An 18555-nucleotide genomic window follows, 5' to 3' on the forward strand; every position below is an offset into this window, starting at 1 on the left:
GTTGTCGGTTTGTTGGTCGCGTTGCCGCTGCTCCTGTGGCGTTTGTCCGAGGGGCCGATCTCGCTCGCTTTCCTGACGCCCTACATCGAGGAAGCGCTGACCGCCAGGGATGGCGGCTTTTCCGTGCGCCTGGACGACACCGTGCTGGCGCTGTCGGGCAAGGGCAACCGGCTGGAGATTCGCGCCATCGGCGTGCAGGCCTTCGCGGGCGAGTCGCCCCAGCTGGTGGCGGTCATCCCGGAAATGGCGCTCAGTTTGAACGGACGGGCCCTGGTCAGGGGCGTCATCGCGCCGAATTCCGTCAGCCTTTATCGTCCCCGCCTGATGTTGGTCCGCGGTACCGACGGCAACATCCAGTGGGGGATCGGCGTCGATCAAGGAATCGAGGCCCCGGTTGCCGATACCGGCTCCGCCGATCCGGTGCGCCGCCTGCTGGAAGCGCTGGTCGGCGAGCCCGACCCCAGCCAGCCCGGCCGCCACCTCCAGCGTGCCGCCATCATCGACGCCGACCTGATGGTCGATGACCGCCTGCTAGGCGTGCAATGGCACGCCCCCGATGTCGATCTGACCATGAAAAGGATACCGCAGGGCCTGACGGTGTCGGCGGCGATGGCGCTGGACCTGGCCGGCGAGCAGGGCTCGGTTGAGGCCGAGGCGACCTATGCCAAGGCCGACAATTCCATCAATGGCGAGCTGTTCATCAGCGGCATCCGCCCGGCCGCCCTGGCGCGGATCGGCGGGCCGCTGACCCCCTTGAAGCTGTTGGACCTGCCGCTGGCCGGCATGGTGCGGGTCAAGGGGCACCTTGACGGCAGCCTTCCCGACCTGGAAATCGAGATGGCCGGTGGCGCCGGCACCCTGGATCTGCCGGCACCCGTCGATATGCATCGCACCGTCGACAGCGTGTCGTTGAAGCTGGCGGCCCGGGCCGGGCTCAGCCAGGTGGTCTTGCAGGAACTGGCCATCGATTTCGGCGGGCCGGTCCTGTCGTTGACCGCCAAGGCCGAGGGCCTGGGCGGGGCCAGCCAGGTCACGCTGGATGCCACCTTGACCAACGTGCCCTTCGACGAACTGCCAAGGCTGTGGCCGGCCATCGTCGCCCCCAACGCCCGCGACTGGGTGCTGGCCAACATGTCCAAGGGCATCGCCCGCGAGGCCAAGGCGTCGATTTCCGGCCGTTCGGCGCTGGGCACCTTCGAGGATCTGGTGATCGACCATGTCGGCGGCGAGATCAAGGGCGACGGCGTCACCGTCGATTATCTGCGCCCGATGCCGGCGGTGAAGAACGCCGCCGCCATCGCCACCTTCGACACCAAGGATTTCCGCATCAACGTCAAGGCCGGCGACGTCTATGGCCTGAAGGCAAAGGACGGGCTGATCATCCTGGGCGGCCTGGACCAGCCCGACCAGTTCGCCGACATCGACCTGACCATCCATGGGCCGGCCGCCGACGCCTTGAAGGTGATCGACAGCAAGCCGCTTCGCTATGCCCAGGCGCTGGGTATCGACCCGCAGACGGTCGGCGGCGACGCCCAGGCCCGGGTCCGCCTGAAGTTCCCGCTGTTGAAGAATTTGCGTCTCGACGACGTGGCGGTCAACGTCACCGCCCAGGTCAAGAAGGTCAGTCTGCCGCAGGTGGTGATGGGCCTGGACCTGACCGACGGCGAACTGGATTTGACCGTCGATGCCAAGGGGCTGGACGCCAAGGGGCCGATCGTCCTGGGCTCGATCCCCGGCGAGCTGAAATGGCGCGAGAACTTCTCGAAGAACGCGCCCTTCCGCTCGCGCTATGACGTCAAGGCGCCGGCCATCGACGAAGCCCAGCGGCGGCTGTTGGGCCTGGACACGGTGCCGTTCGTGGCGCCCTTCCTGACCGGCCCGGTGGCGGCCCAGGTGAACGCCACCTTGTATGGCGGCGGCAAGGGCGATATCGAGGTGCGCGCCGACCTGTCCACCGCCGCCATGCAGCTGCCCGGCCTGGGGTGGCGCAAAGAGGTGCGGACCACCGGCGGCGCCGAACTGTCGATCCGCCTGGACAACAACAAGCTGGCCGCCATCCCGCGTTTCGCGGTCAATGCCGGCGACCTGTCGACCAAGGGCTCGGTCGGGTTCGGGAGCGACGGCAAGATCCGCCGGGTCGAGTTCGCCCGGCTGGCCTATGGCGGGCGCACCGACATCGAGGGCGCCATCGGATTCCGCCCCAACGGCGCCGGCCTGGACATCACCGCCAAGGGCGAGCAATTCAACGCCGAGCCGATCGTCGGCAAGGAAGACGAGCGGGCCGGCGATGCCGAGGCGCGCGCCCGTGACGGCGCCAGGAAGCGCAAGGCCGACCTGCCGCCGATGAGTGTCAACGGCCAGATCAAGACCATGTGGTTGTCCAAGTCGGGCAAGCTGACCAATGCCAGTGTCGCCCTGGCCCGTGACGGCGACGACTGGCACACGGTGACGGTCAAGGGCGGTTTGCCCGGCGACAAGCATTTCCTGGCCGAGATCAGGCCGGGTGGGCCGAAGCGGCGCACCGTCAAGGTGACGTCCGACGATGCCGGCGAGACCCTGCGCGCCTTCGACAGCTACGAGCATCTGATGGGCGGCAGCCTCGAGGTCGAGGGCGCCTATGACGACAGCAAGGAAGACCAGCCGCTGTCCGGATTGGTCCGTATCACCGATTACAACATCGTCAAGGCGCCGGCCCTGGCCCGATTGCTGACGGTGGCGGCGCTGTCCGGCATCGTCGACGTGCTGAAGGGCGAAGGCGTCGGCTTTTCGACGCTGGACGCGCCGTTCACCCTGACCGACGGCTTGCTGGCGGTAAAGGATGCCCGCGCCTATGGCGCCGCGCTGGGCATCACCGGCTCGGGCGAGATCGACGTCGATGCCAGCCGCATCGCCCTGGAAGGGACGGTGGTGCCGGCCTACGCGCTGAATTCGGCGCTGGGCAAGATTCCGGTGCTGGGCTGGCTGGTCACCGGCGGCGAGAAGGGCGGCGGGCTGGTCGCCTTCAACTACCGCATGAAGGGGCCGACCGCCGATCCCGACGTGTGGGTCAATCCGCTGTCGGCGCTGACGCCCGGCTTCTTGCGCAACCTGTTCAACATCTTCGACGACGGCTCGGAAACCGAGGCCCGGAAACGCCCGGCCCCGGCCAAGAAGCCGCCGCCCGAGACAGCGCCCGCGCAATAAGCGATCACAGCCTGGTCAGCAGGCTTTCCGCCAGGGCGATCCCCTCGGCGTTGCGCGCCTGTTGCAGGCTGCGGGCCGCCGGCAGCAGGCTGGTGATGCAAGTCTTGGCGTCGCGGCGCAGGCGCTGCATATCGCGCCGTTCCCGCCGGGCCTCCAATTCGTCAACCGCCATCGCCGCCAGCTCCTTCAGCAGGCGGGCGTCCCGATCCGACAGGGGCGAGCGCGCCTGGCGGTCGATGATGCACAAGGTGCCCAGGGCCAGATCGTCGTTGGTGACCAGCGGCGCACCGGCATAGAAGCGGATGAACGGGGCGCCGGTCACCAGCGGATTGTCGCGAAAACGCGGGTCCACCGGGGCGTCGGGGACCACCATCACCTCTCGGCCCAGGATCGCGTGGGTGCAAAACGAGATCTCGCGCGGGGTCTCCTTCGCCTCCAGGCCAACGGCCGACTTGAACCATTGGCGGTTGGCATCGACCAGCGACAGCAAGGCGACGGGGGCCTCGAAGGCGACCGCCGCCATGCGGGTCAGCCGGTCGAAACATTCCTCGTGCTCGGTGTCCAGAATGCCGTAACGCAGCAGGCAGGCTAGGCGCTCGGCCTCGTTGACGGGCAGTTCCATGGTGACCCTCCAGACTTTTACAGACCTTCATGTTATGCCGTCGGTATTGGATTGCAAGGGGGCTGGACCGGCGGGCCGTTGACTCGCCTTCCGGCGGGCCGTAGGCTCTTGCCGAGATTGGAAAATCCTGGCCGGGGAAGGTATTTGGTGTCCGAATCCGCATTCAACCGCACCGAGGCGGCGATTGATCGCCTGGGGACCGCCATCGACCGGCTGGAATCGGCCGCCGCCCGTGTCGGCGCCGGCGATTTGCTGCTGGCCGGCGAATTGCGCGACGCCCGCGACCAGCAGGCCGCCTTGGCCGACACCAACCGGGTGGTCTCGGCCCGGCTTGACCAGGCGATCTTCCACCTGCGCACCCTGCTCGAGGAGTGAAGCCGGTGGCCGTCGTCTCCGTTACCGTCAACGGCCGTGTCTACGAGATCGGCTGCGACGATTCGCAAACCACGCGCATCCAGCAACTGGGCCGCATGGTCGATGACAAGGCGCAGGAATTGCTGCGCCAGATCGGCACCGTTCCCGATTCCCGCCTGCTGGTGATGGTCGGTCTGATGCTGGCCGACGAATTGACCGAGGCGCGCGATCTGGTCAAGGCGGCCGGGACCGACCTTGCCGCCGTCGCCGAGGGCGACAATCGCATGGCCGCCGGTATCGAGGCTTTGGCCGGCCGGATCGAAAGCATTGCGGATCGTCTGGAAAGGTCCTAGTTTGAACCCTAGGGAGCGGCCCGCTGCGCGGTTCGTCAGGCAGCTAATGTCCCTGGGGCGATAATGATCCTCATGGGAGCTGTCCCTGTCGGGGCCCTGGCCCCGACACATGGCGCCCACCTGTTCACGCAGGCCACGGAGGACTTACAACGCCAACGGCCGAGGCGGCACCGCTCCCGCATGACCTCACCTCTCGACAAGCCCGCCCTGCGCATTCTGGCCCGCCATCGGCGGGCCGCGGCCTTTGCCGTCCGCCCCGATGCCGGGCAGGCCTTGGCCGGCTTTATCGATGACCTGGCCATTCCCGACAGCGCCGTGGTGGCGGGCTATTGGCCGATGGCCGACGAGATCGACCCCCGCCCGCTGATGGACATTCTGGCCGGTATGGGCTGTCGCCTGTGCCTGCCGGTGGTCGAGACCAGGGCGGCGCCTTTGGTTTTTCGGTCCTGGCAGCCGGGCGAAGCCCTGGAGCCCGGTCCCCATGGCACCTTGCATCCTTTCGCCCATGCCGAAATCTTGGTGCCGCGGGTGCTGCTGGTGCCGCTTCTGGCCTTCGACGAACGTCTGCACCGGCTAGGCTATGGCGGCGGCTATTACGACCGTACCTTGCAATCCCTGCGCTTGGCCGGGCCGGTTCGGGCCGTAGGTCTGGCCTTCGCCGCCCAACGGCTGGACAGCCTGCCGGCCGAAGCGGATGATCAGCGATTGGATGCGGTTCTGACCGAGTGTGGTTTGATCCTCGCGGAGGAATGATGCGGATCTTGTATGTCGGTGACGTGGTCGGCCGTTCGGGCCGGGATGTGGTGGTGTCGCGGATGGCGGAAATCCGCAGCCGGCTGGCGCTGGACTTCGTCGTCGCCAATGGCGAGAATTCCGCCCACGGCTTCGGCATCACCCCCAAATTCTGCGAAGAATTCTATGCGGCGGGTGTCGATGTGGTGACGCTGGGCAACCACAGCTGGGACCAGCGCGAGATATTGCCTTATATCGATGGCGATGCCCGCCTGCTCCGGCCCTTGAACTATCCGGCCGGGACGCCGGGCAAGGGAGTGGGGATCTATCCGGCCACCCGCGGCCGCAAGGTGATGGTGGTGCAGGTGATGGGCCGGCTGTTCATGGACCCGCTGGACGACCCGTTCGCCGCCTTGGAACGGGAACTGAACCGGATGCGGCTGGGACCGGGCGGGGCCGAGGCGATCATCGTCGACATCCACGCCGAGGCCACTTCCGAGAAGATGGCCATCGGCCATACCGCCGACGGCCGCGCCTCGCTGGTGGTCGGCAGCCATTCGCACATCCCGACCGCTGATTGCCAAATTCTGCCCAAGGGCACCGCCTATCAGACCGACGCCGGCATGTGCGGCGATTACGATTCGGTGATCGGCATGAAGAAGGACGCCGCCATCCACAAATTCGTCCGCAAGATGCCGGGCGAGCGGCTGTCGCCGGCCGAAGGCCCCGGCACCTTGTGCGGCGTGGTGGTGGAAACCGACGACCGCACCGGCCTGGCGGTCAGGGTGGCGCCGCTGCGCCTGGGCGCCCGGCTGGCCGAGACCTGGCCCGATTGGTGAGGTCAGGCCGCCCGGCCGTGGCCGGGAATGTGGGCGATTTCTTCCGCCATGGCCTGCTCGGCCAGCCATAGATCGTGGGCCTGTTGCATCCTGAGCCACAGGCCAGGGCCGTTACCGCAGAACTTGCCCAGCCGCACCGCCATTTCCGGGGTGATTGCCGCCTTGCCGGCCAGGATGCGGTGCAAGGTCTGGCGCGAGATGCGCAATTGGGCCGCCGCATCGGTGATCGACAGGCGCAGTTCCGGCAAGACCACATCCTGCAAAAGCCGCCCCGGATGGGCGGGGCAGCGGGTGCGACGGGGGGATGGTGCGCTCGTCATGGGGGCAACCTCAATGGTATTGTTCCAGATCGACCTTGATCGACACATTGTCAAGCCTTGGCATTCAACCTGAACAGCCTTCCGCCGGCCAGCGCGGCCAGGCCCGACATCGCCGCCACCGCGCCCAGGTGCCAGACCAGGCCGATGATGGCCGTCTCGGAATGGTGGAACAGCTCCAGCGCCGCCGCCCCCAGGGCGGCCGCCGCCAGGGCGGCCAGGGCGGCGGTGCGGGCCGGGTGCAGGCTGGCGCCCTTGCGGGCCAGCCACACCAGCGCCAGGGCGGGCAGGGTGCCGGCCATCACGATTTCCGGGAAACATTGCGGCGTGCCGATGCCGGACAGCGCATCCGGCCCCAGCGCCAGCCATTGCCGCCAGCAGCCCTCGCCGGTCACCGCCAGCCACAAGGCGGCCGGGATCAGGGGAACGGCCTGGCGGATGCCCGGCAGTCCCGGCACCGTCGAGGCCAGCGCCGCCCAGCCGGCACTGATGCCGGTGGCCAGGGCGGCGGCCAGGGCCAGGGCGAAGCGGGGATCGCCCAGGCGTTGGGCGAGGTCGGCACGCGGGCCTTCCAGCCACACCAGCACCGCCAGCACCGGAAGCGCCAGGGCCAGCCAGCGGCCCAGGCGGACGGCCGGGCCGGGCAGCGGCTCGACCGGAATCAGGTGGTCGGTCAGATCTCGGATCAGCGTGTCGGTGTTCATCGGTCCAGCTTCTCCTTCAGCGCCTTGATGGCGCGGTGAACCGCGACCTTCAAGGCGCCGACGCTTTGGCCGCTGGCGGCCGAGGCCTCGGCCAGCGACATTTCCTTCAGCTTCACCAGCTCGATCGCCTGGCGTTGGCCGGCCGGCAGGTCGGCGACGGCGCGGCGCAGCGGCTCGGCATCCAGTGCATGGATATTCGTTTCGATGGCCGAAAAGGTTTCAGCCGCGGCGTCGAATTCCTCCTCGCGGCCGGTGCGGCGATAGCGCTTGCGCATGCCGTCGGCGACGCGGCGCTCGACGATGGCCGCCAGCCACGGCAGGAACGGCCGGGTCGGGTCATAGGTGTGGCGCACCGCATGCAGGGTCAGCAGCGCGTCCTGCACCACGTCCTCGGCATCGGCGGCGCCCCGCCAGCGCCGGCCGACCAGTCGGCGCACCACCGGAACCAGATCGGCCAGCAGCCGGCCATAGGCCGCCTTGTCGCCGGCCTGCGCCGCCGCCATCCATTCCCGCCATTGGCTGTCCTGTTCCATGGGCTTATTGGACGGCCAGCCAGGCTGGTCGGCAACCGCAAATTATCGCGTAACCTTTGGCTGGCCGGGGCGAACCCCTAAATATCGACTACCACCCCGGAGGAAATGCCATGATCCGTCTGATCGCGTCCGTTTTTGTCCTGGTCCTTTTGGCCTTGCCGGCAACGGCCTCCGAGAAGTTCACCCAGGCGGGCTTCGCCAAGGCGCAAGCCGCCGGGCAGCCCATCCTGGTCCATGTCACCGCGCCGTGGTGCCCGACCTGCAAGGCCCAGGCGCCGGTGGTGTCGCTGTTGGAAAAGGAACGGGCCGACCTGAAGGTCTTCCTGGTCGATTTCGACAGTCAGAAAGACGTGTTGCGCGACTTCCGGGTCAGCAGCCAAAGCACCCTGATCGCCTTCGACGGGCGGACGGAAAAGGCCCGCTCGGCCGGCGAGACCGATCCGGTCAAGATCCGCGCCTTGCTGCGCTGATCCCATGGGCACGCTGATCGCCGGTTATCTGGCGGGAATGCTGTCCACCCTGTCGCCCTGCGTCCTGCCGCTGATTCCGGTGCTGCTGGCCAGCGCCCTGCAGGCCCACCGCCTGGGACCGTTGGCCCTGGCCGCCGGTCTGGCGGTGTCGTTCGCCGGTCTGGGGCTGCTGCTGGCTTCGGCCGGTTTCGCCCTGGGGCTGGATGGCGGGACGGTACGCACTGGTGCCGGTTGGCTGATGGGGCTGTTCGGCCTGGTTCTGCTGGTCCCGGCCCTGTCGCGGGGCTTCGCCGCCCTGGTCCAGCCGCTGGCCGGTTCTGGTGGCGGTCTGCTGGCCCGGGTATCCGGCGACGGAATCGGCGGGCAGTTCGCCCTGGGCCTGCTGATGGGGGCGGTGTGGTCGCCCTGCACCGGCCCGACCCTGGGGGCGGCGGTCGGACTGGCTGCCAGTGGCGACGATCTGGGCCGGGCCGCCCTGGTGATGCTGGCCTTCGCCCTGGGGGCGGTGACGCCGGTCCTGGCCCTGGCCTATGGGCTGGGCCGCCGGCGCAAGGAACTGGGCGCCTTCGCCCAACGGGCCAAGCCGGCCATGGGCGCGGTGCTGGTGGCGGTGGCCCTGTTGGTGCTGACCGGCGCCGACAAGCAGGTCGAGACCGCCCTGGTAGCGATCATGCCCGACTGGCTGGTGACCCTGACAGTGATGTTCTGATCAGGTCACCTGGCCGTCGGCCAGGATGCGTTCCAGCTCGGCGACGCCGGCCGGCAGATCGACGCGGCCGCCATTGGCGACCATCGAGCTGCCGAAGGCATGCAGGGCGCGGAAGATGGCGTGCGCCCGGCACTGCTCGCCCATCTGGCCGATGCGCAGGATGTTGAGCCCGAAGGCGCCGGCGATTTCCACCTTGTAGACCTGCGACATGTGGCGGCGCACCTCGTCGCCCGACACGCCGTCGGGGATCTGGATGCCGACCACCGAATTCAGCCGCGCCACCGGTTGCACCAAGAGCTCGAGGCCCATGGCCTGCAGGCCGCCCTGCAGCGCCTTCGAGCTGAGCTCGTGGCGGTGGAAACGGGCGGGCAGGGTCTCGGTGCAGATCAGCCGCAGCGCCTCGTGCAGGGCCAGGATGCCCGACACCGGCGCGGTGTAGTGATAGGAATTCTTGTTCCAGAACTGGTCGGCCAGGCGGGCGTCCAGGCACCAATGGGCCATGGGGGCGTTGCGCCGCTCGATGCGCTTCCAGGCGGATTCCGAGAATCCCAGCAACGACACGCCGGGAATCGACGACAGGCCCTTCTGGCCGCCGGTGATGACGGCATCGACGCCCCATTCGTCCATGTCGAAGCGCATGGTCGACAGCGTGCACACCGCATCGACCACCACCAGGCAGTCCATCTCGTGGGCGGCCAGGCTGATTTCCGGCAGATAGCGGTTCCACACCGTGTTCGAGGTCTCGCCCTGGACGATGGTCATCACCGTCGGCGCCTCGCGGTGCAGCGCGGCCATCACCTGTTCGGGCATGGCGGTGCAGCCGTCCTCGATCTCCAGGATCACCACGTCGCCGCCGCAGCGCTTGGCCATCTCGGCCAGGCGACGGCTGAAATAGCCGTTGATCACCGCCAGGACCTTGGTGCCCGGCTCGACCAGATTGCACACCGCCATTTCCATCGCCGCCGAGGCCGGACCGGCGACACCCAGGATCTGGGCGTTGTTGGTCTGGAAGACGTAGCGGGTCATCGCCTTGACCTGCTCGACCACCCGATTCATCGTATCGCCCAGATGGTTGATGATGATCGAGTTGGCATGTGCCACCTTGGCCGGAATCGGCACCGGACCGGCCCCCATCATCAACAGGGGCTCGTCGGGCAGGATACGGTCGAGGGGCACGACGGACGGCGGAGGGTGACGCATGGCTTTTTCTGTTCCAGTTGAGAAGCGCGCATTCAGGGCGGTTGGCGCCTTCTTGTCAAGGGTCTGTCTCGGCAGGTCTGGGCTGTGCGCGGCAATCCTTATGCTGGCGGCATCACTGCCGGCCAAGGCCCAGTCCCCGGCCGAACCGGGCCACTTCGATTCCTATGTGCTGGCGCTGTCGTGGTCGCCCGCCTGGTGCGAGGGCAAGGACGATCCCGACCAATGCGGCCCAAGCCGCTTCGGCTTCGTCGTCCATGGCCTGTGGCCGCAATACCGGGCCGGCGGCTGGCCGGAAAGCTGTGCCGTGCCGACCAAGGTCCCCGAACCGGTGGTCCGGGACATGCTGCCGGTCATGCCCAGCCGCAAACTGATCGAGCATGAATGGAAACGCCACGGCACCTGCGACGGCCGCCCGGCCGCCGCCTATTTCAGAGATATCCGCCAGGTGTTCGACCGGCTGGCGATCCCCGAGCCGCTGCGCCGGCCCACCCAGGCCCAAACTCTGTCGGTGCCCGAGATCGAGCAAGCCTTTTCCGCCGTCAATCCGGGACTGACCGGCGACATGCTGGCGGTCACCTGCCGGGGCCGTGTCCTGACCGAGATCAGGGTGTGCCTGACCCGCGAACTGGGTTTCGCGCCGTGCGGCCGGGGTGTGCGCGACACCTGCAAGGGCAAGGTGACGGTGGTTCCGCTGAAATAGCCTTTTCCCTTGCCATCATCCCCGCCCTGGCGCACCGTTGCTGCGCTGCAATATTTCGGGGGTGGGTATGGAATTGCACGGCGCGGCGCAAGCGTTGCTGGTGTTGTCGGTGGCGGCGGCGCTGGGATTGGGCTTGGGCCAGATCCAGGTGGCCGGTGTCAGGTTGGGGGTCGGCGGCGTGCTGTTCGCCGGCATCGGGCTGGGCCATCTGGGCCTGACCATCGATGCGACCATGATGAGCTTCGCCCGCGAATTCGGGCTGGTGCTGTTCGTCTATGCCATCGGCGTGTCGGTCGGGCCGGGCTTCTTCCAGGCCTTCAAGAAGGACGGCATGGCGCTGAACCTGATGGCGGCGTCGGTGGTGCTGCTGGGGACGCTGGTGGCCGCCGGCCTGCACCTGTTCGCCGGCCTGCCGTTGCCGGCGGCGCTGGGCGTTCTGGCCGGGGCGGTGACCAACACCCCCAGCCTGGCCGCCGGCCAAGAGGTGATGGGCCAACTGGGCGCCCAGGGTGCCAGCATCGTGCTGGGCCAGGCCTATGCGGTGGCCTATCCGTTCGGCATCGTCGGCATCTTGCTGACCATGCTGGGATTGCGCTTCATCTTCGGCATCGACCCCAAGGCGGCGTCGGCGGCCTTCCTGGCGGCGCGCGAGGCGGCGCACCCCACCGTCATGACCATCAATATCGAGATCGCCAACCCGGCGGTGTTCGGCTGCCGGGTGCGCGACCTTGATGAATTGCGCGAACTGGGCGTGGTGTTGTCGCGGGTCCTGCATGACGGCAGCCAGCACATCGTCCATGCCGACGACATCCTGGCCAAAGGCGACGTGGTGCTGGCGGTGGGGCCGAAATCGCGCCTTGGCCGGCTGACCCGCCTGCTGGGACCGGTGGCGACGATCGACCTGAAGACCATGGAATCGCACGACGTCGTGTGGGAACGCATGGTGGTGACCCGGTCCGAGGTCCTGGGCAAAAGCCTGGGCGAACTGGATTTTCGCGGCAGCCACGGCATGGTGGTCAGCCGCGTCAACCGTGCCGGCCACGATCTGGTCCCCGACGCCCATCTGCGTCTGCAATTCGCCGATGCCCTGACCGTGGTCGGCGAGCCGTCCGGCATGGCGGCCATGTCCAAGATCCTGGGCAACCGCGCCAAGGCCCTGCAGGAAACCCAGATGGTGCCGATCTTCGTCGGTATCGCGCTGGGGATGGTGCTGGGGTCGGTGCCGATCATGCTGCCGGGCCTGCCGTCGGCGGTGAAGCTGGGCCTGGCCGGCGGGCCGTTGCTGGTGGCGATCTTGCTGTCGCGGCTGGGCCATTTCGGACCGGTGGTGTGGTTCATGACGCCGGCCGCCAACCACGTCATGCGCGACCTGGGCATCACCTTGTTCCTGGCCGCCGTCGGCGTGAAGGCCGGGGGCGGCTTCGTCGATACCCTGGTCCACGGGCCGGGCCTGACCTGGCTGATGTGGGGCGCGGCGGTGACCTTGGTGCCGCTGGCCACCGTCGCCTTGGTCGGCCATCTGTGGTTGAAGACGAACTATTTGACCTTGTGCGGCCTGCTGGCCGGCTCGATGACCGATCCGCCGGCCCTGGCCTTCGCGCAAGGGTTGGCATCGTCCGAGGCGGCGATCCTGTCCTATGCCACCGTCTACCCATTGGTGATGGTGCTGCGCATCGTCGCCCCGCAAGTGGTGGCTCTGGCGCTGTGGATGTAATCTAAGGATGTGATAAATATAAAAAATACGCTTAAGAGGGTTCTTGCATTCCGCTCGCGCACACGCCATCCTTTCGGCCAGGGCGTTTGACCATGGGGCGTGATGGTGAGCAGCGGCGACGATACCCTTTTCCGTCGGATCGCGGATCTTGAGCGCGAGAACGCCGAGCTTCGGGCCTATGCCGCCGCCATCGACCTGGGGGGCGATTCGGTCGCGGTCGCCGACGCCGACCATCGCATCGTCTCGGTCAATGCCGGCTTCACCCGTGCCACCGGCCTGACCCTGGCCCAGGTGGCCGGTCGGGTGCCGGACTTCCTGCGGGCCGGCCTGCATCCTCCGGAATTCTTCGAAGAGGTCTGCCGCACCGTGGCCAGGGACGGTCACTGGGAAGGCGAGGTGTTGAACCGCCGCAGTTCCGGCGAGATTTTCAGCGAGCAGATGCGGATCTCGGTGCTGAAGGACGAGGCCGGCAAGGTCAGCCGCCATCTTTATGTCGCCCGCGACGTCACCGAAATGCGCGAGGCGACCGAGGGGCTGTGGCGCCAGAAAAATTACGACCCGTTGACCGAACTGCCCAATCGCAGCCTGATCCTTGATCGCCTGCTGCAGTCGCTGGTGGTGGCCGGGCGCGAGAACCGGCGCGCCGCCCTGCTGTTCCTGGGACTGGACGGTTTCAAGACCATCAACGACACCCTGGGTCACACCATCGGCGACATGGTGCTGAAGGAAGTGGCGCGCCGCCTCCAGATGGCGTTGCGGCGCGGCGACACCCTGGGGCGCTTCGGCAGCGACGAGTTCACCGTGGTCTTGCCCGGCATCGACAGCGTCGATCAGGTCGAGACGGTGGTGCGCGCCCTGATGGAATGCCTGCACGAGCCGCTGATGGTCGAAGGCCACCAGATCCTGCTGTCCTGTTCGGTCGGCGCCAGCCTGTGGCCCGGCGACGGCGAGGACGTCGAATCCCTGCAGCGCAACGCCACCAGCGCGCTGCAGCAGGCCAAGCAGTCCGGCCGCGCCACCTATCGGTTCTTCACCCCCGACATGGACGCCCGTGCCCAGGCGCGCACCCGCCTGGCCGGCGAATTGTCCGACGCGTTGGCGCACGACGAATTCTCGCTGGTCTACCAGCCGATGATCGATGTCGAGTCCGGCCGTGTCGCCGGCGCCGAGGCCTTGCTGCGCTGGCAGAACCGCTATATCGGCGCCGTCGGTCCCGACCAGTTCGTGCCGCTGGCGGAAGAGATGGGCATGATCCTGCCCATCGGCCGCTGGCTGCTGGGGGCCGCGTGCCGCGAGGCGGCGGGATGGCGGGATTTGGACCAGGCGCCCTTGAAGGTGGCGGTCAATGTCTCGGCCCGCCAGGTCCAGCAGACCGACATCGCCGAACTGGTGCGCGCCGCCCTGGCCGATAGCGGCCTGGCGCCCGAATTGCTGACGGTCGAGATCACCGAAAGCCTGATCCTGACCTCGGGCGCCGAGGTGGCGGCCAAGCTGCAGCGCATCCGCGACTTGGGCGCCCACATCGCCGTCGATGATTTCGGCACCGGCTATGCCTCGCTGTCCTACCTGAAGCAATTCCCGGTCGATATCTTGAAGATCGACCGCACCTTCGTCGCCGACGCCCTGACCAATCCCGACGACGCCCGCCTGATCGAGGCGATCATCGGACTGGGCCATTCCCTGAACATGAAGGTGGTGGGCGAGGGCGTCGAATCGCTGGACCAGATGGTGTTCCTGGCCGAGCGCGGCTGCGACCTGGTCCAGGGCTACCGTTTCAGTCCGCCGCTGGCCGCCGATCGCTTCCGCGAATTCGTGAAGGGCCATCGGTGAGCCGGGTGGTGCCGCCGGCCATTCCGGCCGGGCTGGAAGGATTGCTGGGCCGCTTCATCGAAGAAATGCAAGGCGACCTGGCGCGCCTGCTGGCCCTGGCCGAGAGCGGCGACGACGGGTTGGCCGAACATCTGCACGCCATGCGTGGCAAATGCGCGATGTTCGGCGAGGACATCTTGTTCGCCGAACTGTCGGCGATCGAGGCGGGGGGAAGGCCCGATTCCTTGCAACTGGCGGCGATTTCGGCCCGGGTGGCCGAGCTTGCCAGTCTCAGAGATACCCCAGGCTCTTGACCCGGCGCGGCGGGAAGCGCGCGATCACCCGGGTTCCCTGTCCCCGCGCGCTTTTGACGACCAGTTCGCCCTGGTGCAACTCGACGAAGCTTTTCACCAAAGGCAGGCCCAGGCCAGTGCTTTCGCCGACATGGGCACGCGCCAATTCGGAATCGATCTGGCCGAACGGTTCCATCACCCGGGCGATGTCGTCGGCATCGATGCCGATGCCGGTGTCGGTGACGGCGATCTCCATCCAGCCATCGTCGGCGACCGCCACCGATGTCGACACGATTCCGCCGGGCGGGGTGAATTTGATGGCGTTCGAGAGCAGATTCAGCAGGATCTGACGGATCAGCCGGGCGTCCGCCACCAGCGCCGGCAGCGAGCCTTCGGCGTGGGCCGCCAGGGTCAGGCCGGCATCGGTGGCCTTGGCCTCGACCAGATGCAGGCTTTGGCCGACGATTTCGGCCAAGATCACCGGCTCTTCCCGCAAGACGTACTTGCCGGCCTCGACCTTCGACAGGTCCAGCACCTCGTTGATCAGCGACAACAGGTGCTTGCCGGCGGTGTGGACGTCGCCGGCATATTCCCGGTAATGGTCGCTGCCCATCATCATGATCTCGGAGAAGCCGATGATGGCGTTCAGCGGCGTGCGCAATTCGTGCGACAGGTTGGCGAGGAACTCCGACTTGGCCCGGTTGGCCGCCTGGGCCAGGGCCTCGGCCCGCTTCTGCGCGCTGATGTCGATATGCATCACCACCGTCGCCTTCACCCGGCCATCATGGCGCAACGGCGAGATCAGGCAGCGGAACCAGCGCTGATTGTTGGCATCGTGGCAGGGGTAATCGTGCGAGAAATTCGACAGGCCGCCCTTCATGACCGCGACCAATCCGCCTGCGACCATCAGGGCGTCCGGGTCGTCGGTGGCGCCGGTCACCGTCAGGTAATTGGCCCCGACATAGGCGCCGTCGGCGCCGCCGTAACTGGAGGCGAAGGCGCGCCAGGGCTTGTTGACGGTGATGATGGTGCCGTTCTGGTCCAGCAGCGCGGCATGGGCGGGCATGGCTTCCAGGAAGTCGGTCAGAATTTCTTCGGCAACGTCTTGTTGCCACAAATCGATGGTCGACAACGGGTACGAATCGTCCAATGTCCGGCGCTCCCCCCAGGAAAGACCCGCGATCATCTTATTCCGATTCTAGTAATACCAAGGTATGAAATTTCCGCAGGGGCGGGACTATTTTCGACTATGCAACCGGCAGCCAAAGGACCCCGTCCAGTTGTTCCACCCCAGCGATCAGTTGGATCAGTCGGTCAAGGCCCAGGGCGTTGCCGGCCGATGGGGGCATGCCGGCTTCCAGGGCGGCCAGGAAGTCCTCGTCGATGGGGTAGCGTTCGCCGTACAGCGCCTCTTTCAGGTCCATGTCGGCCTGGAAGCGGCGGCGTTGCTCGGCGGCATCGGTCAGTTCGCCGAAGGCGTTGCACAATTCGACGCCGCAGGCATAGGCCTCGAACCGTTCGGCCACCCGTGGGTCGGCCGGGCTGGGCCGGGCCAGCGCCGCCAGCGACACCGGATAGGAATGCAAGATGGTCGGCACGCCGTCGCCCAGATGGGGCTCGATGCGGTCCAGCAGGATCTTGAAGAAGACGTCGTCCCAGCGATCCGTCTCGGACACCGACACCCCGATGCGCCCGGCTTCGGCCTTCAGGGCGGCGGTGTCGGGCGCCCACGGGTCGGGGGTGGTGGCCAGAAGGTCGATGCCGCAATAATGCTCGAAGGCTTCGGCCAGCGACAGAAGCCGCCACGGCTGGAACGGGTCGCACCAGCGCTGGCCGCGCACCAATCGCTCGGTTCCGGCCGCCTTGGCGCAGTCGCGCACCAGGGCGGTGGTGTCGTCGATCATGTCGGCGATGGTGCCGGGTGCCCGGTACCATTCCAGCATGGTGAATTCCGGGCTGTGGGTGGCCGAGCGTTCGCCGTTCCGGAACACCCGGGCGACCTGGAAGATGCGCTCCATCCCCGCCACCAGCAGCTTCTTCATGGCGAATTCGGGGCTGGTGTGCAGGTACATCGGGGCGGCCGGTTCGCCCCACGGGCTTTCCAGCCGGGTGGCGAAGGCCTTCAGGTGCGGTTCCAGCCCCGGGCTGACCTGCAGGCAGGGGGTTTCGACCTCGGTGAAGCCAGCCGCCTCGAAATGGGCGCGCACCGTCCGCATCACCCGGCCGCGCACCTCGAGGGCGGGGCGGCGAGCGGCGAAGATGTCGGGGCGCCAGCTTTCTTTACCTGTCATGGCAAAATCCTTTAGAACCGGCGGCGATGCTACAAGCGAAGCCCCCTGTCTGTCACCGTCGCACCCTGCGTACCGCCGCCGAGCTGGTCGAGGCGGGCCTGGCCCGGCCGTCGGCCGCGCTGGACCTTCTGGCCGAAACCACGGCGATCGCGGTGCCGCCGGCCCTGGCGGCGCTGATGGTGGCGGGCGAGGAAAACGACCCCATCGCGCGCCAGTTCGTGCCCAGCCCGGACGAGCTGGTCACCGGCGCCGAGGACCGCGCCGACCCGATCGGCGACGAAGCCTATAGTCCGGTCAAGGGGCTGGTGCACCGCTATCCCGACCGGGTGCTGATCAAGCCGATCCTGGTCTGCCCGGTCTATTGCCGCTTCTGCTTCCGGAAGGACCGCGTCGGTGATGCCGACGCCACCTTGTCGGCCACCGAGCTGGATGCCGCCTTCGCCTATGTGGCGGCGCGGCCCGACCTGCGGGAAATCATCTTCACCGGCGGCGACCCTTTGATGCTGAATGCCGCCCGCCTGGCCGACCTGGCGGCGCGGGCGGCCGCCATCGGCCATGTCGAGCTGATCCGCTTCCACACCCGCGTTCCCATCGCCACGCCGGAACGGGTGACGGCCGAGTTGGTGGCCGCCTTGCGATCCGGGCCGCCCGCCTGGGTGTCGGTTCACGTCAACCATCCGCGCGAATTGTCCGGCGGGGCGGGGGCGGCCCTGGCCCGGTTGGCCGATGCCGGCATCCCGCTGATCGCCCAGACCGTGCTGCTGAAGGGGGTCAACGACGATGCCGGGGTGCTGGAGACGCTGTTCCGCGCCCTGATCCGCGCCCGGGTGCGGCCCTATTACCTGCATCACCCCGATCTGGTACCGGGCACCAGCCACCTGCGTCCGACCATCAACGAGGGCCAGGCCTTGATGCGGGTCTTGCGCGGCCGCCTGTCGGGCATCGCCCAGCCGACCTATGTGCTGGACATACCGGGCGGGGCCGGCAAGGTGCCGATCGGCCCCGACTGGCTGGTCGAGGAAGGCGTGCGCGACGCCGACGGTGCCGTCCATGCCTATCCGGTTGCGAAGGGCGGGCCAACCTGCTAGGGTCCGCGCCAATTTTCCGGAAAGCCGTGGATATATCATGAAGATCAATGCCAATCTGATTCGCGTCGGCAACATCATCGAGCATAACGGCCGCCAGTGGGCCGTGCTGAAGACCGCCATCGTCCAGCCCGGCAAGGGCGGCGCCTTCATCACCGTCGAGATGCGCGACATCCGTACCGGCACCAAGACCAATGAACGCTGGCGCACCGCCGACACCGTCGAGAAGTGCAACGTCGAAGAAAAGGAATGCACCTTCCTGTTCGCCGACGGCGACGCCATCACCTTCATGGACCAGGAAAACTTCGAGCAGTTCAACCTGCCGGCCGAGATCCTGGGCGAGGCCAAGGCCTTCCTGCAGGACGGCATGGTGGTCGCGGTGGACTTCATCGAAGGCTCGCCGGTGTCGGTGGCGCTGCCGGAAAAGGTGATCATGACGGTGGTCGAGGCCGACCCGGTGGTCAAGGGCCAGACCGCGTCGTCGTCCTACAAGCCGGCCAAGCTGGAGAACGGCCTGAAGATTCTGGTGCCGCCCTTCATCGCCGAGGGCGAGAAGATCGTGGTGATGACCGGCGACTGCTCGTACGTCGAGCGCGCCAAGTAGTCATCGCAGTTGTCTTTCTGGCCGCTCCCAGGGTACATCCCCG

General features: G+C 67.4%; 20 protein-coding genes and 1 other RNA gene. 14 read left to right on the plus strand and 7 right to left on the minus strand.

The window, feature by feature from the left end; translation table 11 throughout:
* Positions 1 to 21: 21 nt before the first annotated feature.
* Positions 22 to 3183, plus strand: a complete 3162-nt coding sequence (locus tag MTBLM5_RS05000; RefSeq protein ID WP_254430914.1) for an AsmA-like C-terminal domain-containing protein — start codon at positions 22 to 24, stop codon at positions 3181 to 3183.
* Between the two features lie 4 nt (positions 3184 to 3187).
* On the opposite strand, the gene MTBLM5_RS05005 is transcribed toward MTBLM5_RS05000, so the two are convergent.
* Entirely contained in the window at positions 3188 to 3805 is a 618-nt protein-coding gene (locus MTBLM5_RS05005) for a GAF domain-containing protein (RefSeq protein ID WP_173974693.1), read from the minus strand.
* Between the two features lie 147 nt (positions 3806 to 3952).
* On the opposite strand from MTBLM5_RS05005, the gene MTBLM5_RS05010 reads away from it, so the two are divergent.
* The 5 genes from MTBLM5_RS05010 (at position 3953) to MTBLM5_RS05030 (ending at position 6083) form a co-directional block, all read left to right on the plus strand.
* On the plus strand, positions 3953 to 4180 hold the full coding sequence (locus MTBLM5_RS05010; RefSeq protein WP_254430915.1) for a hypothetical protein: 228 nt from the start codon (positions 3953 to 3955) through the stop codon (positions 4178 to 4180).
* Positions 4181 to 4185: 5 nt separating this feature from the next.
* Entirely contained in the window at positions 4186 to 4512 is a 327-nt protein-coding gene (locus MTBLM5_RS05015) for a cell division protein ZapA (protein ID WP_173974694.1), read from the plus strand.
* Between the two features lie 17 nt (positions 4513 to 4529).
* Positions 4530 to 4685: non-coding RNA, 6S RNA (ssrS, locus tag MTBLM5_RS05020), on the plus strand.
* 7 nt (positions 4686 to 4692) lie between these two features.
* Complete coding sequence (locus MTBLM5_RS05025; protein WP_173974695.1) at positions 4693 to 5265, plus strand: 5-formyltetrahydrofolate cyclo-ligase; 573 nt, start codon at positions 4693 to 4695, stop codon at positions 5263 to 5265.
* Positions 5265 to 6083 (plus strand): TIGR00282 family metallophosphoesterase, encoded by an 819-nt coding sequence (locus MTBLM5_RS05030; protein WP_173974729.1) that lies wholly within the window; start codon positions 5265 to 5267, stop codon positions 6081 to 6083. The genes MTBLM5_RS05025 and MTBLM5_RS05030 overlap by 1 nt, the downstream gene beginning before the upstream one ends.
* Positions 6084 to 6085: 2 nt before the next feature.
* Here the strand turns inward: MTBLM5_RS05030 and MTBLM5_RS05035 are convergent, their stop codons facing one another.
* Genes MTBLM5_RS05035 through MTBLM5_RS05045 form a run of 3 tightly spaced genes read right to left on the minus strand, consistent with a single transcriptional unit; the run spans position 6086 to position 7637 of the window.
* Positions 6086 to 6403 (minus strand): HigA family addiction module antitoxin, encoded by a 318-nt coding sequence (locus MTBLM5_RS05035; RefSeq protein ID WP_173974696.1) that lies wholly within the window; start codon positions 6401 to 6403, stop codon positions 6086 to 6088.
* Positions 6404 to 6453: 50 nt separating this feature from the next.
* Positions 6454 to 7104, minus strand: coding sequence for an NrsF family protein (locus MTBLM5_RS05040; RefSeq protein WP_173974697.1), 651 nt, complete (start codon positions 7102 to 7104; stop codon positions 6454 to 6456).
* Positions 7101 to 7637: a sigma-70 family RNA polymerase sigma factor gene (locus tag MTBLM5_RS05045; protein WP_217424973.1), complete on the minus strand. Its 537-nt coding sequence runs from the start codon at positions 7635 to 7637 to the stop codon at positions 7101 to 7103. Before MTBLM5_RS05045 ends, MTBLM5_RS05040 begins: the two co-directional genes overlap by 4 nt.
* A 110-nt stretch (positions 7638 to 7747) precedes the next feature.
* Between MTBLM5_RS05045 and MTBLM5_RS05050 the strand changes: the two genes are divergently transcribed.
* Together MTBLM5_RS05050 and MTBLM5_RS05055 are read left to right on the plus strand one after the other, a co-directional pair.
* Entirely contained in the window at positions 7748 to 8107 is a 360-nt protein-coding gene (locus MTBLM5_RS05050) for a thioredoxin family protein (RefSeq protein WP_173974698.1), read from the plus strand.
* A gap of 4 nt (positions 8108 to 8111) precedes the next feature.
* Positions 8112 to 8816 (plus strand): cytochrome c biogenesis CcdA family protein, encoded by a 705-nt coding sequence (locus MTBLM5_RS05055; RefSeq protein WP_173974699.1) that lies wholly within the window; start codon positions 8112 to 8114, stop codon positions 8814 to 8816.
* On the opposite strand, the gene MTBLM5_RS05060 is transcribed toward MTBLM5_RS05055, so the two are convergent.
* Positions 8817 to 10016, minus strand: a complete 1200-nt coding sequence (locus MTBLM5_RS05060; RefSeq protein ID WP_173974700.1) for an alanine--glyoxylate aminotransferase family protein — start codon at positions 10014 to 10016, stop codon at positions 8817 to 8819.
* Positions 10017 to 10116: 100 nt separating this feature from the next.
* Between MTBLM5_RS05060 and MTBLM5_RS05065 the strand changes: the two genes are divergently transcribed.
* The 4 genes from MTBLM5_RS05065 (at position 10117) to MTBLM5_RS05080 (ending at position 14553) form a co-directional block, all read left to right on the plus strand.
* Positions 10117 to 10716: a ribonuclease T2 gene (locus MTBLM5_RS05065; protein WP_173974701.1), complete on the plus strand. Its 600-nt coding sequence runs from the start codon at positions 10117 to 10119 to the stop codon at positions 10714 to 10716.
* A 67-nt stretch (positions 10717 to 10783) separates the two neighbouring features.
* Positions 10784 to 12430 (plus strand): putative transporter, encoded by a 1647-nt coding sequence (locus tag MTBLM5_RS05070; RefSeq protein ID WP_173974702.1) that lies wholly within the window; start codon positions 10784 to 10786, stop codon positions 12428 to 12430.
* Positions 12431 to 12532: 102 nt separating this feature from the next.
* The gene (locus tag MTBLM5_RS05075) at positions 12533 to 14260 is read left to right on the plus strand and encodes a bifunctional diguanylate cyclase/phosphodiesterase (RefSeq protein ID WP_173974703.1); all 1728 of its coding nucleotides are present in this window, start codon (positions 12533 to 12535) and stop codon (positions 14258 to 14260) included.
* The gene (locus MTBLM5_RS05080) at positions 14257 to 14553 is read left to right on the plus strand and encodes an Hpt domain-containing protein (protein ID WP_173974704.1); all 297 of its coding nucleotides are present in this window, start codon (positions 14257 to 14259) and stop codon (positions 14551 to 14553) included. Before MTBLM5_RS05075 ends, MTBLM5_RS05080 begins: the two co-directional genes overlap by 4 nt.
* Here MTBLM5_RS05080 and MTBLM5_RS05085 read toward each other — a convergent pair.
* Positions 14531 to 15682, minus strand: coding sequence for a PAS domain-containing sensor histidine kinase (locus MTBLM5_RS05085; protein ID WP_173974705.1), 1152 nt, complete (start codon positions 15680 to 15682; stop codon positions 14531 to 14533). The two genes, MTBLM5_RS05080 and MTBLM5_RS05085, sit on opposite strands and share 23 nt — an antisense overlap.
* Positions 15683 to 15779: 97 nt before the next feature.
* The gene (gene epmA / locus MTBLM5_RS05090) at positions 15780 to 16823 is read right to left on the minus strand and encodes an EF-P lysine aminoacylase EpmA (RefSeq protein ID WP_173974706.1); all 1044 of its coding nucleotides are present in this window, start codon (positions 16821 to 16823) and stop codon (positions 15780 to 15782) included.
* A gap of 26 nt (positions 16824 to 16849) precedes the next feature.
* On the opposite strand from epmA, the gene MTBLM5_RS05095 reads away from it, so the two are divergent.
* Both MTBLM5_RS05095 and efp read left to right on the plus strand, forming a co-directional pair.
* Complete coding sequence (locus tag MTBLM5_RS05095) at positions 16850 to 17911, plus strand: lysine-2,3-aminomutase-like protein (protein ID WP_173974707.1); 1062 nt, start codon at positions 16850 to 16852, stop codon at positions 17909 to 17911.
* A gap of 37 nt (positions 17912 to 17948) precedes the next feature.
* Positions 17949 to 18512 carry an elongation factor P gene (efp, locus tag MTBLM5_RS05100; protein WP_173974708.1) on the plus strand — a complete coding sequence of 188 codons (564 nt, stop codon included), beginning with the start codon at positions 17949 to 17951 and terminating at the stop codon, positions 18510 to 18512.
* The last annotated feature ends 43 nt before the right edge of the window (positions 18513 to 18555 follow it).

It is taken from the genome of Magnetospirillum sp. LM-5, assembly GCF_902729445.1.
In the GTDB taxonomy this organism is placed as follows: Bacteria; Pseudomonadota; Alphaproteobacteria; order Rhodospirillales; family Magnetospirillaceae; genus Magnetospirillum.